We start from the raw sequence: 14347 nt of genomic DNA on the forward strand, positions 1-14347 counted from the left end.
CATGTGGCTGATCCCCATCATCTTTGTTCTGCTGCTGATCAGCGGCACGGCATTTGCCTATCTGATGGGGGCGGTGTCCGTCCTGACCTTTGTCGCAGTGGACAAGACACAGTTTCTCTCGATCCTGCCACAACGCATTTTCGCCCAACTTGACGTCTTTGCCTTCATGGCGATGCCACTCTTTATCCTGACCGCCGAAATCATGAGCCGCGCGGGTGTGACGCGCAGCCTGATCGACTTTGCGATGGCGATTGTGGGCCGGTTTCGCGGCGGTTTGGGGCATGTAAACATTCTAACCAGCGTCTTCTTTGCAGGCATCTCGGGCTCTGCCATTGCCGACAGCGCCGCCTTGTCGCGCACATTCGTGCCGGAAATGAAGGCGCGTGGCTATGATCCTTACTATGCAGGGGCCATCACTGCGGCGTCCTCAATGATCGGGCCGATTATCCCGCCGTCGATCATCATGATCATCTATGGCGGCCTGACGGGCGCATCTGTCGCAGCTCTGTTCATCGCAGGTGTTGTCCCCGGACTGCTGCTTGCGGCAGCGCTGATGATCCTCAACGCGGTCATTGCGCATATCAAAGGACACCCCGGCGGTGCGTCTGACGATCTGCCGCAGTTCCTGCCGAGCCTGCTGAACGCGGCACCTGCATTGTGCTTGCCCGTAGTGATCCTCGGCTCACTTGTCTTCGGGTTAGCAACACCAACGGAAGGATCGGCAATCGCTGTGTTCTTCGCGCTCATGGCCGGACAATTCTATAAAGGCTTGAACTGGCGGATGATCTTTGACGCAGTGGAGGCCACTGCAAAGATGACCGGCACAATCTTCATCATTCTCGCAGCGATTTCGGTGCTGGGCTATCTGGCTGGGCAACTTGGCTGGTCACAGGCTCTTGCGACGTGGGTCGACTCTTTCGGACTGACGGGCACAAAATACCTGTTCTTCCTGGTGGCCATTTTCCTGATCGCGGGCATGTTCATGGATACGCCCGTGGCCCTGACCCTTCTGATTCCGCTATTTGCACCGCAAGCCTTGGAACAGGGCATAAGCCCAATCCAACTTGGCATCGTGTTGTGCTTTAACCTGTGCATCGGTCTGATTACGCCGCCACTTGGCAAATGTCTTGTGGTCGTATCGGCCCTGACCAACCTCAATTACTGGCGGCTGGCCTATGCTGCGCTGCCCTTCATTTTCGTTCAGGTGCTGTTGTTGCTGGCGCTGGTCTACTGGCCTGCGATCAGTCTCACGTTGCCGCGCCTGTTCGGATTTTCCGTGAACTAACCAATCCAAAAGGGAGGACAACCCGTGAAACTTAAAGCACTTACAATGGCGGCATTGTTTGCGATGGCTACATCTGCGTCAGCAGAGGTGAAAATTGCACTGGACAGCAAGCCGGATCTGGAAACATCAGGCTCGTACAACTGGGCATTCGCCTTTGGCAATGCGCTTAAGGAAGCGGGCATGGACGTGCGCGAGATGCCACGCGGTTCCGTTGGCAACGAAGCAGAGAAATTCGATCAGGTCTCTACCGGTTTGCTCGAAATCTCGCTGTCGGATGTGCGCGCTGTGGCGCAGGTAGATCCGTTTATCTATGGGGTCCGCTTGCCATACATCTTCGATGATATTGCGCATATGGACCGCGCGTTGGCTGCGGGCGATGTTTACACCCGCATCAATGAAAACCTTGCCAAACAAGATGCGGTTCTTTTGGCATTGGCCCCGCTTGGACCTGCGTCCGGCGTAATCACCACAACACAGGCCGTGCGCTCTCCGGCGGACATGGCCAGCCTGCGGATGCGCGCCTTGGATGACGCACAGATCGCGATGTACGAAGCTTGGGGCTCCAGCGGGACAATCGTACCTTGGGGAGAAGTCCCTGCCGGTCTGCAAACAGGCGTGATCGACGGCTACTTGAATTCGCCTTTCGTGCCAGTGATGTTCGGTCAAACAGATTTCATCAAAAACTTTGCGGATGCAGATGTGATCTGGCCATTGCGGGCGGTTATCGCGTCCAAAGACTGGTATGATGGTCTGTCAGACGCAGATCGCGCAAGCGTTGACGCAGCGGTTGAAACCGCAGATGCGGCAGCACGTGAATGGCTGGCGGCAGCATCGGTAAACGGACTTCTCGCGCTTGAAGAAAAGGGCGTTACAGTACAGCGCCTTACGCCAGAAGAGCGTGCAGTCTTCCGTGAAGCATCTCTGCCGGTTTATGATTCAGATCTGATGACCGCAGAGGATACGGCGCTGTGGAAGAAGCTGTCTGACGAGAATCGCTAAGCCAATGGGCGGGTCGCGCCTTGCGGCCCGCCTCCTTTCAGGTCGGAGTAAGACGATGCGCCACCTCATCATTAGCACCAGCGACAGCCTGCATCTGGTCATGCGCCGCGTCGCTATCTTTGCGGTCTGTCTGATGTTTATGACCGTCGTTGTGCAGATCATAGCGCGCTATGTATTTTCCTCGCCGCCTGTCTGGACCGAAGATGTCGCCCGCTATGCCATGGTTTGGACCGGACTGCTGGGCGCGACACTGTCCTTCAAAACTCAGTCGGATGCTGTGCTGATGCAAAGTATCTTTCCGGAACCGCCTCACATTCTGGCGATATTCGCAAAAGCGATCCAAAGCGCTGCCGTTCTGACTTTCATCTTACCTGTAATCTACTTCTGCTTCATTGGTTTGAAGGGTGGATTTGCGAAAGGATATCTTGCGCGGCAATCAGGCCTGACGGCAGATACGCTCGGAATACCAATGGTATGGATTTCTGTGGCGGTACCTTTGTCCATGATCATCATTCTATTTCACCTCTTTGCCAGATGGGCAGGCGATGACGTGACTGAAGATTCTGCCTCTCAGCTAGACTAAAACACTTGTGTTTTAGCATTTGGGCCCGTTCGCGGGGTTCAAGTTGTGTGATGCCCGATGTAGTGGCTGCCTCACGCTTGGAGCTGTTTTCCGTCGATCGGAAGGGCGAACCTCAACCTGTCAAACGAACTCCTTTTTCGAGAAGCATTGATTGTCTGCGAAGCGCCTGATTTCGAGACAAGCTCCGCACCAACAAGCGGACGGTGCAGGCAAAATTTCCATAGGAGAGGCCCTCGATCCGAAAGCGCCAAAAGTTTGAAGAATTCCGATATCGGTGAGTTCCGTTCGTTCGAGATCTTGCACCTGCAGCGAATGGCGACTCTGACGGGCCGCGTTGCAGCATCTTGACCCATTGGCCAACGGCAGGAATGGGCCGAACACGTCAGTCAGACTGATCCTGGCGAAGGCTCGGACAACACACAGCCAACACCCCCACTTATAGAAAATCCAACAAAAAACGCCGCGCCCGGTTTCTCCGGCGCGGCGCAATTCAGACTGAGGATCAGCCTTATAGCTGTTCCATCACCTCGTCCGAGGCTTCGAAATTGGTTGTGACACGCTGAACGTCGTCGTCATCCTCTAGCGCATCGATCAGCTTCATCAGCGTTTGCATGCCGTCAAGGTCCATTTCCGTCGTCGTGGTCGGACGCCAGACCAGTTTGGTGCTTTCGCTTTCGCCCAATTCGGCCTCAAGCGCGTTGGACACCTCGTTCAGATCGGTATCGGCGCACCAGATGACGTGACCGTCTTCGCTGCTTTCGACGTCCTCGGCCCCGGCTTCGATCGCGGCCATCATGACGGTATCAGCATCGCCCACGCTGGCGGGATAGGTGACCTCGCCCTTGCGGTCGAACATGAACCCGACGCTGCCGGTTTCACCAAGGTTGCCGCCGTTCTTGGAAAAGGTCGAGCGCACGGTGCTTGCCGTGCGGTTGCGATTGTCCGTCATCGCCTCGACGATCACGGCCACGCCATTCGGGCCATAGCCCTCATACCGGATTTCTTCGTAATCATCGCCCTCGCCGGCCTGCGATTTCTTGATCGCGCGTTCGATCACATCCTTGGGCAAGGACTGGCTCTTGCCTTCCTTGATGGCCATGCGCAGCCGCGGGTTCTTGTCCGGGTCCGGGTCGCCCATCTTGGCCGCAACGGTGATTTCCTTGCTCAGCTTGGAAAACAGTTTTGAACGCGCCGCATCCTGGCGCCCTTTGCGATGTTGGATGTTTGCCCATTTTGAATGGCCGGCCATGTCGTGCCTCCGAAAGTGCGAATTTGATTTAGCCTCTATATTGCAGCCTCCGGTTGGCCCGCAAGCCCGCTCTGGCCGCCTGGTGCGCGGCTTGCCCCCTGAGCGGCGACATCCGGAACGATGCCCCGTTGCAATTGCCGGTCCGGTAGGAAACTCTGTCCCGGCAGGAGTCAATGCAGGACAGTCCATGACCACCGACCAGATCATTCTTTTTTCGCTTTTCGGCGCGGTCTTTGGCCTGCTGCTGTGGGGTCGGTTCCGCTATGATCTGGTGGCGTTTTCCGCGCTGATGGTCGGGGTGATTCTGGGCGTCGTGCCAACCAAGGATGCGTTTTCCGGGTTTGGACATCCGGCCACCTTGATCGTGGCGTTTGTGCTGGTCGTGTCGGCCGGGCTGGTCCGCTCGGGCGCGGTGTTCCTGATCACCCGCACGCTGGTGGACAGTTCGCGCGCCCTGGGTGGACACATCGCGCTGATGGGCGGGATCGGTGCGGTGCTGTCGGCCTTCATGAACAATGTCGCAGCCCTTGCCCTGCTGATGCCGGTCGATATCCAGACCGCACGCAAGGCCGGGCGAAACCCGGGCCTGTCGCTGATGCCGCTCAGCTTTGCCACCATCCTTGGCGGCATGGCGACGCTGATCGGAACGCCGCCCAACATCATCATTGCCGCCATTCGCCAGGAATCGCTCGGCGCGCCGTTTCGCATGTTCGACTTTGCCCCGGTGGGTGCCATCACGGCGATTGCGGGCCTGATTTTTGTCGCGCTGATCGGCTGGCGGCTGATCCCCATTCGCGACGGCGATGGTGCCGACGGGGGCGATCTGGCCCAGTATATTGCGGAACTGACCGTGCCCGAAGACTCGGATCATATCGGAAAACGTCTGGCCGAACTCTATGAGGATGCCGAGAAAACGGACGTTGCCATTCTGGGCCTGATCCGCGACGAAAAACGCCGGTATGGGCGGGCAACGCATACCCTGTTGCGCGCAGGCGATGCGCTGGTCCTTGAGGCGACGCCCGAGGCGCTGGACGAGTTCCGCAGCGCGCTGAACCTCGATTTTTCCGATGCCGAGCGGCAGGGGCGTCTGACCGCAGCGGGCGAAGGGTTGGAGGTGGTCGAAGTCGTGGTGCCCGAAACCGCACGGATCGCGGGAAAGACCGCACAGGCCATCGGGCTGGCGTGGCGTCAAAGCGCGGTTCTGATGGGGATATCACGACAGGGCAAGCGGATCACCAAGCAGATGCGCAATACCGAGATCCAGCCCGGCGATCTTCTGCTGCTCCTCTGCCCCAAGGGGCGCGGCGCGGATGTGACCGAATGGCTCGGCTGTCTGCCGCTGGCCGAACGGGGGCTTTCGGTGACGGTCAACGAAAAGGTCTGGCTGGCCATTGGCCTGTTCGGCGGGGCGGTGGCGGCCGCGAGTTTCGGCCTGATCTACCTGCCCATCGCGCTGGGGCTGGTGGTGATCTCCTATGTTCTGACAAAGATCATGCCGGTTAGCGAAATCTACGATCATATCGAATGGCCCGTGGTGGTTTTACTGGGCTCGATGATCCCGCTCGGGGCGGCGCTGGAAACCTCGGGCGGGACCGAACTGATCGCCGGGGCGCTTGTGGGCATGACCGAAGGGTTGCCGGCCTGGGCCATCCTGACGGTTCTGATGGTGGTCACCATGACCCTGTCGGACGTTCTGAACAACACCGCCACGACCATCGTCGCCGCCCCCGTGGGTATCCAGATGGCGCAAACGCTGGGGGTGTCGCCCGACCCGTTCCTCATGGCGGTTGCGGTGGCGGCCTCGTCTGCCTATCTCACCCCGATCGGGCACAAGAACAATACGCTGATCCTGGGCCCCGGCGGATACCAGTTTGGCGATTACTGGCGCATGGGCCTGCCGCTTGAATTTCTGGTCGTTGCCGTGTCTATCCCGTCCATCCTGATATTCTGGCCTTTCTGAAGATATGACTGACAAACCCTTCCTGATCCTGCAATTGCGCCCCGAAACGGATGCGGCGGATGGTGAATTTGCCGCCCTGCTGGACAAAGGCGGTCTAAGTGCCGAGCGCGTGCACCGTATCCGTCTGGATTGCGAAAACCTGCCCGAGGCGCTGGATGTCACGGATTATGCCGGTGTGATCGTCGGCGGCGGGCCCGGATGCGTCAGCGACGCCCCCGAAGACAAGAGCGAGACCGAAGCCCGGATCGAAGCGCAGATCATGGGGCTGATGCCGCAGATCACCGCCCGCGATCACCCGTTCATGGGCTGTTGTTATGGGCTTGGCATCCTCGCCCAGCATCTGCAAGGCACTGTCAGCAAGGCGCGCTATGGCGAACCGGTTGGCGCAACCCAGTGCACCCTGACCGAGGAAGGCACCAAGGACCCGCTCACCGCCGGGCTGGAGCCGCGGTTCGAGGCATTCGTCGGGCACAAGGAGGCGGTGCAAGCCCTGCCACCCGGATGCACGCATCTGGTTGCCGCCGACACCTGCCCGATCCAGATGGTTCGGTTCGGGCGCAATGTTTACGCCACGCAGTTCCATCCCGAGGCGGACGCGGCCGAATTCGAGGCGCGGATCCGGATCTATCGCAATCACGGGTATTTTCCGCCCGAAGAGGCCGACACGCTGATTGCCGCCTGCCATGCGGCGGATGTCACAGTTCCGCCCGAGATCCTGCGCCGCTTCGCCGCGCGATACGGATAAGACCGCCCCTTCGATTTTGACCGACATCAAGGTACACCCGCCTAACGGGAGGCTACTCTGGATACAGGTGAGGCCCGAACGGGAGGGGAGCATGGACGGTCAAACCAAACCGGAGAATGCGGCTAGGCAGAACGGACTACCGCTCGCGATTACGGGCCTCGCCATCGGATGGCTCGTGGGGCTGTCGCTGTCCCCTATCGTCGGAGGTGTTGTGACAGCGCTGCTGGGCCTCATCGCCGGGCTGGGCGGTGCGCTCAGCACGACTGACCATGACAAGCTGCGGAACCTGACGCTCTGGCCCATCGCGCTCTTGGTGGTCGGCGTCGCGGTGGGCGCGTCGGCAGGAAATTTCGTGCGCGCCAACGACTACCTTGGCCGGGTCGGCGGACCCGAAGCAGGATCCAAACGGCCCGAGGGCGCAGACAGCACCGGCCTCTTCACCGGGACTCTCGAAGAATGCATCCGGTTGCGCGGCTCGGCAGAAGACCAACTGGCCCGCAACCTGCGCCTCTCGGCGGAGCCTTGGGCAAATCGGATCGAACAAGCCTTCGCGGATGACACCGACGCCATGCGCAAGGCAGTGGAGGCGTTATGCGGATCCTGATCGCTCTCCTATTGTTCGCGGCGCTCCTGCCTCAGAGCGCGCTGGCGCAGCAGGAACATGTCTACCGCATCAAAGCCTCACGCTGCATGACCCCGCCCGAAACGCGCGTCCAGACCGGGTTTCGCGTCAAGGGCTGGGAAGGTGGCCTTGTGACCGCCCTGCATGGCGTCGCGGGCTGCGATCACATCACCGCCGACCGTCCCGGAAGCAACGAGGAATATTCCGATCTCAACGACTATTCTATTGATCTCAAAAGGGATCTCGCTTTCGTCTCCGGCGCGAGCTTGCGTGGTCGGGAAGACGGGCTGGAATGGCATCCGCGCGGGCTCCCGGAGAACCCAAACCTTACGGTGATTGGTTTCCCTTCCAGCATGCAGGACTTCTGGGAAATGCAGGTGACTATGGAATCCCGCGCACTTTTCTCGCTTGAAGCCTTTGTTCCTTATGAAATTCGCATCGCGCTGGACCAACGCAAGAGCCCTGCCTTGGACGCCAAGGTATTGCGTCTGAACGGTAACCTGCAACCGGGGCATTCCGGTGCGCCCGTTCTCGACGATAAGGGGCGTTTGGTGGCGATGGGTCTTGGCGGTCTGCGCGATGGCACCGTAGGGATCGGCTGGGCCATGCCTTTGCGCGGCGTGGAATGGGTCCGTAAGAAAGACGTACTGAGCGAATATTACCGCATCGCATCCTTTCCGCCCGCCGCCGTCTTTGCGCAGGACGAGACGCGGAAGCAGGAATACCACTCGTCCGGGACCGCTTGCCTTGGACACTTTCGACCTGTCGATCTGGATGCGGGCCGTGTCACACGCGATTACAGCGCTTCCGACCTTTTCCTGAGCGTCCTATCGAATGGAATGTTCCTGCAACCCGGCCTGAACCCGTCACCCGCCAAGTTTTGGGTCCTTGGCCAGATTGACTACGACGCAGTCAGCGCGGAGCTCGCGAGTTTAAAAGGCGCGATCACAGGATCGCTGACGGTCCGAGGCGACGGCGCCGAGATCGGCCTCGGCTCTGTGATCATCGTCCAGACTTCCGACGGTCGTTTCGCAAAAATCCAGATCACCGGGTTGGGTCAAAAGGCCCTGAATTTTCACTGGGCCACCTTCATCAAACCTGGCGACACGCCGACCGACACCCGAACCTATATCGACGCGTGCGGCGGCTGACCCCAAGTCACCGCAATCAACGATTGCTTGGCATGGTGCAACGGTCCTAGTCTCGCTAAAGGGAGGACGGAATATGGATCAGGCAGACGCCATCATCGTGGGCGCGGGTCTGGCCGGTCTGACGGCGGCGGCGGAACTGGGAGACCGGGGCAAGCGGGTGATCCTGCTGGACCAGGAGCCCGAGGGGTTTCTGGGCGGGCAGGCCTTTTGGTCGCTGGGAGGGTTGTTCATGGTCGACACGCCCGAGCAGCGGCGCATGGGCATTCGCGACAGTCATGACCTTGCGTTGCTGGACTGGATGGGATCGGCGCAGTTTGACCGGGCCGAAGACGCCTGGCCGCGCAAATGGGCCGAGGCCTATGTGGATTTCGCCGCCACCGAGATGCGCCCCTGGCTGCATGACATGGGGCTGCGGTGGTTTCCAATCGTGGGCTGGGCCGAACGCGGCGGGTCTTTTGCCGATGGGCATGGCAATTCGGTGCCGCGCTTTCACATCACATGGGGCACCGGACCGGGCGTAATGGAGCATTTCGAGCGGCGCGTGCGCGAACATGTGGCCACAGGGCGGATCACTTTGAAGTTCCGTCACCGGGTCGATCGCATCGTGATGGAAAACGGCGCGGCCAAGGGGGTGTCAGGGGTGATCCTTGCCGATGACGGGGCATTGCGCGGGCAAAAGACCAACCGCGACGCCATGGCTGATTTCGAGATTTCGGCGCCATCGGTCCTTGTCACCTCGGGCGGGATCGGCGGGAATTTCGACCTGGTGCGCAAGGCCTGGCCGCAGGACCGGTTGGGACCGCCGCCTAAAACCATGGTGGCCGGCGTGCCCGCCCACGTGGACGGGCGCATGATTGCCATCAGCGAGGCGGCGGGCGGCCACGTGATCAATGGCGACCGGATGTGGCATTACACCGAAGGCGTGAAGAACTGGGATCCGATCTGGCCCGCCCATGGCATTCGCATTCTGCCGGGACCCTCGTCCATGTGGTTCGACGCGACGGGCAACCGATTGGCCGTACCCTGCCTGCCGGGGTTCGATACGCTGTCGACCCTGCGCGAAATATTGAAGACGGGTTATGAATACAGTTGGTTCGTGCTGAGCCAGAAGGTCATCGAAAAGGAATTCGCCCTGTCCGGATCGGAACAGAACCCCGATCTGACCTCGCAAAAATGGGCCGAGGTGATCAAGGCGCGACTGTTGTCGGGGGGCGGTGCGCCCAAACCGGTCGAGGCGTTCAAGGAAAAGGGCGAGGATTTCGTCGTTGCGGCGTCTCTGGGCGAACTGGTCGAGGGCATGAACCGTATCGCCGGGAATGATCTGATAGATGCCGCGCAACTGCATGCCCAGATCGCCGCGCGCGACGCGCAGGTGGACAACCCGTTTTCCAAGGACGCGCAGATCATGGCGATCCACGCGGCGCGCAATTACCGGGGCGACAGGCTGATCCGCACCGCCAAGCCGCACAAGTTTCTGGATCCGAAAAACGGCCCCCTCATCGCCGTGCGCCTGAACATCCTGACGCGCAAGACACTGGGCGGTCTGCACACGAACCTTGAGGGGCAGATGATCGGCGCCGACGGGCAGGTTGTGCCGGGCCTGTTCGCGGCCGGTGAGGTCGCGGGGTTCGGCGGCGGCGGGTATCACGGCTATAACGCGCTGGAAGGGACGTTTCTGGGCGGCTGCATCTTTTCGGGCCGCAACGCGGGCCGATCCGGCGAAATCGCCTGATTTCCGGGCCAGAAAGCCGGTTTTTCCCTGCAACCGTTCACAAGTTGGGCAAGGTCATGCCCCATTGTTGCCAATTTGGAACCATAGAGATTTGCCCAAAGGGGAAAGGGCAGGTCCATGGAAAGCGTTAGCGCGTTTGGCAATGAATTGATCGGCATGCTGTTCGACCCGGGTCAGCGCCTGTCGGCATTGTATCTGGTGACAGCCATCGGTCTTGGGGTTGTCTTGTGGCTGTTCAGCGGGCGCACCAAGTCTTTGCGCGACTGGCTGATCCCGCGTGAGGTGTACACACACCGCTCGAACCTTTTGGACATCAAGCTGTTCATCGCAAACAAGTTTTTCGCCTTTGTGGGCCTGTTCGGCGCGCTGTTTTTCCCGGCGGCCACGGCCTTTTCGACACTGACCCTGCTGAGCCGGGTGACCGGATCGGAACCCTCAAGCATGGCGGGGACCTGGACCCTTGGCCTGATCGCGACGGTCATCATCGTCATGGCCACGGATTTCTGCAAATACTGGGCGCATCGATGGCATCACGAGCTTAGGGCGCTGTGGCCCTTTCATGCGGTGCACCATTCGGCCGATGTGCTGACCCCGCTGACGGTGATGCGCAGCCATCCGGTGGAAACGATGATCCGCAACCTGCTGATCTCGGCCATCGTGGGCATGGTTCAGGGCATCGTCCTGTTCGTGCTGATCGGCAAGATCGACATCGTCACCATCGGCGGCGCAAATGCGCTCTATTTCATCTTCAACGCGCTGGGGGCGAACCTGCGCCACAGCCACATCTGGCTGAGCTATGGGCGGGTGATGGAGCATATTTTCATCTCGCCCGCGCAGCACCAGATTCACCATTCGGTCGCCGTTGAACACCACGACAAGAACTATGGGTCGATGTTCGCGCTTTGGGACTGGATGTTCGGCACGCTTTATATCCCCCAGCAGCGCGAGGAATTGCGGTTCGGCGTATCCGACGCCGAGGGCAACCCCAAGCCGCAACCCTACGAAACACTGGGGGCGGCGCTGTTCAAACCGTTCAAGGAAAGCTGGGTGTCCCTGCGCGGCGAAGCGGCGGAAAAACCGCCCGCCCCTGCCCCGGCAAGCGGCACGATGACGCCCGGGTTTTCCCTGTGGCTCGATGCTCTGCGCGCCGCGGCGGCGCTGCTGGTTCTGTTCGGCCATATGGCGCATATCCGGTTCACGCGTGGCGATTACTATTTCCTGCGTGACATCAACATCGCCAGCGATGCGGTGATCTTGTTCTTTGTGCTGTCCGGCGTGGTCATTGCCTATGCCGCCGGGCGCGACGGAACGCTTGCCCGCTTCGCCTTTAACCGCATGACGCGGCTCTATTCGGTGATCATTCCGGCGCTGATCCTGACAGTGATTTTTGACGCCATCGGCACCCGCATCACGATGGAGGCCTATCCCGAGGATTATTATCAGCCCCTGCCCCTGGCCGAGATGTTCTGGCGCGGGCTGTCCTTTACCAGCGAATGGCAAGGCGCGTTTTCCGACCGGTTGCGGCTGGGGACCAACGGGCCGCTGTGGTCGCTGAGTTACGAGGTCGGATTCTACCTGATGTTCGGTATCGCCATGTTCCTCACCGGCGTGCAGCGCATCGTTCTGCTGGCGTTGATGGCGGTTCTGGTTGGCCTGCCCATTCTTGCCTTGCTGCCGGCCTGGGCACTGGGTGTGTTCGTGTGGCGCTTTGTTCGGTCCGGCACCGTGATCAGCGACACCCGTGCCTGGATGCTCGCCATTGGCAGTGTCGTGGCGCTGGTCGTGCTCAGGGCGGCGGGTCTGCCCGCACTGCTGACCCAGATCACCATCGACGCCGTCGCGCCGATCTATCACCACGCGCTGCTGGGCTATTCGGACGAGGTTCTGTGGAACAGCATCATCGCCATTGCCGTTGCTTTGCACCTTGTCGGGGTTAGCCAGATCGCCGCCAGACGCGTCGCCCGCCCCGAAGGCGGCTTTGCCCGCGCCATTCGCTGGGTCGCCGGGGCCAGTTTCTCGCTCTATGTGATGCACTACCCCACGCTGCACCTGCTGGATGCGGCGCTGCCCGAAACGCTGCCGATGTATGACCTGTGGCTGCTGGGCCTGACACTGGCCATGTGTTTCGGTTTTGCCGCCCTGTTCGAACGCCCGCTGAAACAGCTCCGCCAGATGGTGCGTACCATCTGGGGCAGCATGACAACGCCCCGTCCGCGCGATGCGGATGCCGCTACAGGGGCCAGATAAACGGAATCAGGGCCGAAGCGAGCAGACCCACGCTCAGGTTCAGCGGAATTCCCACGCGCATGAAGTCGGTAAACCGGTAACCGCCGGGACCATAGACCAGCATATTGGTCTGATACCCGATCGGCGTCGCGAACGAGGCCGAGGCAGCAACCATCACCGCCACCACAAGCGGCCGTGGATCGATGCCCATGGCACCGGCCAGACCGATGGCGATGGGGGTGACCACCACCGCAACGGCGTTGTTGCTGACCAACTCGGTCAGGATCGAGGTCAAAAGATACACGGCCCAGATCACAAGGAAGGGCGGCAACATCCCCAGCGCCGGTGCAACCGCATCAACGATCAGACGCACGGCGCCCGACTCCTCCAGGGCTGCGCCAATCGCCAGCATCGAAAAGATCAGCGCCAGTAATCGACCGTCGACAAAGGAAAACGCCTCGTCCGCATCGATGCAGCGTGTCACCAGAACCAGGGCAACGGCCAGGATCGAAAGAAAAAGAATGGGCGCAACGCCCAAGGCTGCCAACACGACGATGGCCACAAGGCTGATAATGGCGATGGGGGCGTGCCCGCGTCGAAACGCACGCGCCGAAGGGTGGGACACATCCACCATTTCCATATCCGCCGCGAGACGCTGAATATCGGCAGGTGCCCCTTCCAGCAGCAGCGTGTCGCCCACCCGCACGACAAGTTCATCAAGCTGGCGACCAATGTTCTGATTGCGGCGGTGCACGGCCAGCACATAAACGCCATAGCGACGCCGCAGGCGCAGCGCGCCCAGCGCGCGACCGACCATCTTGCACCCCGGCGTGATCAGAACCTCGACGGTCGAGGTTTCGACCGCCGACACCTGATCGACCCGTTTCAGCGACTTGTTGCGTTGCAGGCCCAGCAGTTCGGTCATCTGCGTGCGCAGCACCACACGGTCCCCGACCTGCAGTTCGACCCCCTTGAGATTGCGCCGCAGCGAGACATCGCCCCGGATCACGTCGACCAGCCGCACACCTTCGCGTTTGAACAGTTGCACGCCCGTCACCTCGCGCCCGATCAGGTCGCTGTCGGGGGGGATCACCGCCTCGGTGAAAAACTTCATCCGGCTCTTGTCGCTCAGCAGGTTGGCCATGCTGTCGCGTTTCGGCAAAAGCCGCGGCGCGATGAACCGCAGATACACCATGCCCCAAGCCACCACGGCAACGCCCAGTGGCGTCACCTCGAAAATGGTAAAGGCCTTCAACCCCTGGGCGCGGGCCACACCATCGACCAGCAGGTTGGTCGAGGTCCCGATCAGGGTCAGCGTGCCGCCCATGATCGCGGCATAGCTGAGCGGGATCAGCATTTTGCTGGCCGGCGTATCCAGCGTGCGGGCCAGTTGGATGAACACCGGGATCATGACCACCACAACCGGCGTATTGGACACCACGGCCGAGGCCAGAACGACAAAGGCCATCAGCATCGCAACGGCAAAGCGGGGGCTCACGCTGGCCTTGCGCTGCGCCACGCTGGTAAAGGCATCCAGCGCCCCGGTGCGCACAAGGGCGCCCATGATGATGAACATGGCCGCAATCGTCCAGGGCGCGGGGTTGGCCAGCACCGGCAAGGCCGCCTCATAGGGCAGAACGCCGGTCACCAGCATCACGGCCACACCGGCAATCGCCACAACCTCGGTCGGGAAAACCTCGCGCAGGAACAGGGCGAACATTGTGGCGACGATCAGCAGGGACAACACGGCGCTGCCGGTGTCGGAGAGGTTAAGCAACTGCATATTTTTCTTTTC

General features: G+C 60.7%; 11 protein-coding genes. 9 read left to right on the plus strand and 2 right to left on the minus strand.

Going from position 1 to position 14347, the window contains the following annotated elements; translation table 11 throughout:
- The first annotated feature begins 1 nt into the window (after nt 1).
- From ACXYMO_RS06280 to ACXYMO_RS06290, 3 genes are read left to right on the plus strand one after another with little or no spacing between them, the layout of a single operon-like run.
- On the plus strand, nt 2–1285 hold the full coding sequence (locus ACXYMO_RS06280) for a TRAP transporter large permease (protein ID WP_458877796.1): 1284 nt from the start codon (nt 2–4) through the stop codon (nt 1283–1285).
- A 24-nt stretch (nt 1286–1309) separates the two neighbouring features.
- A complete protein-coding gene (locus ACXYMO_RS06285; protein WP_458877797.1) occupies nt 1310–2284 on the plus strand; it encodes a TRAP transporter substrate-binding protein in 975 nt (324 codons plus the stop codon).
- Between the two features lie 55 nt (nt 2285–2339).
- Nucleotides 2340–2867, plus strand: a complete 528-nt coding sequence (locus tag ACXYMO_RS06290) for a TRAP transporter small permease (protein ID WP_458877798.1) — start codon at nt 2340–2342, stop codon at nt 2865–2867.
- Between the two features lie 508 nt (nt 2868–3375).
- On the opposite strand, the gene ACXYMO_RS06295 is transcribed toward ACXYMO_RS06290, so the two are convergent.
- Complete coding sequence (locus ACXYMO_RS06295) at nt 3376–4116, minus strand: YebC/PmpR family DNA-binding transcriptional regulator (protein WP_458877799.1); 741 nt, start codon at nt 4114–4116, stop codon at nt 3376–3378.
- 187 nt (nt 4117–4303) lie between these two features.
- On the opposite strand from ACXYMO_RS06295, the gene ACXYMO_RS06300 reads away from it, so the two are divergent.
- The 6 genes from ACXYMO_RS06300 to ACXYMO_RS06325 all read left to right on the plus strand — a co-directional run bounded on the left by ACXYMO_RS06300 (nt 4304) and on the right by ACXYMO_RS06325 (nt 12573).
- Nucleotides 4304–6076 carry an SLC13 family permease gene (locus tag ACXYMO_RS06300; protein WP_458877800.1) on the plus strand — a complete coding sequence of 591 codons (1773 nt, stop codon included), beginning with the start codon at nt 4304–4306 and terminating at the stop codon, nt 6074–6076.
- 4 nt (nt 6077–6080) lie between these two features.
- Nucleotides 6081–6821, plus strand: a complete 741-nt coding sequence (locus ACXYMO_RS06305) for a glutamine amidotransferase (RefSeq protein WP_458877801.1) — start codon at nt 6081–6083, stop codon at nt 6819–6821.
- A gap of 211 nt (nt 6822–7032) precedes the next feature.
- Nucleotides 7033–7425, plus strand: coding sequence for a hypothetical protein (locus tag ACXYMO_RS06310; protein ID WP_458877802.1), 393 nt, complete (start codon nt 7033–7035; stop codon nt 7423–7425).
- Nucleotides 7413–8594: a S1 family peptidase gene (locus ACXYMO_RS06315; RefSeq protein ID WP_458877803.1), complete on the plus strand. Its 1182-nt coding sequence runs from the start codon at nt 7413–7415 to the stop codon at nt 8592–8594. The genes ACXYMO_RS06310 and ACXYMO_RS06315 overlap by 13 nt, the downstream gene beginning before the upstream one ends.
- Before the next feature lie 73 nt (nt 8595–8667).
- Nucleotides 8668–10326 (plus strand): FAD-binding dehydrogenase, encoded by a 1659-nt coding sequence (locus tag ACXYMO_RS06320; RefSeq protein ID WP_458877804.1) that lies wholly within the window; start codon nt 8668–8670, stop codon nt 10324–10326.
- Nucleotides 10327–10443: 117 nt separating this feature from the next.
- Nucleotides 10444–12573: a sterol desaturase family protein gene (locus ACXYMO_RS06325; protein ID WP_458877805.1), complete on the plus strand. Its 2130-nt coding sequence runs from the start codon at nt 10444–10446 to the stop codon at nt 12571–12573.
- Here the strand turns inward: ACXYMO_RS06325 and ACXYMO_RS06330 are convergent.
- Nucleotides 12557–14335 carry an SLC13 family permease gene (locus ACXYMO_RS06330; protein WP_458877806.1) on the minus strand — a complete coding sequence of 593 codons (1779 nt, stop codon included), beginning with the start codon at nt 14333–14335 and terminating at the stop codon, nt 12557–12559. The two genes, ACXYMO_RS06325 and ACXYMO_RS06330, sit on opposite strands and share 17 nt — an antisense overlap.
- Nucleotides 14336–14347: the final 12 nt, after the last annotated feature.

This window comes from Arenibacterium sp. CAU 1754 (genome assembly GCF_054482635.1).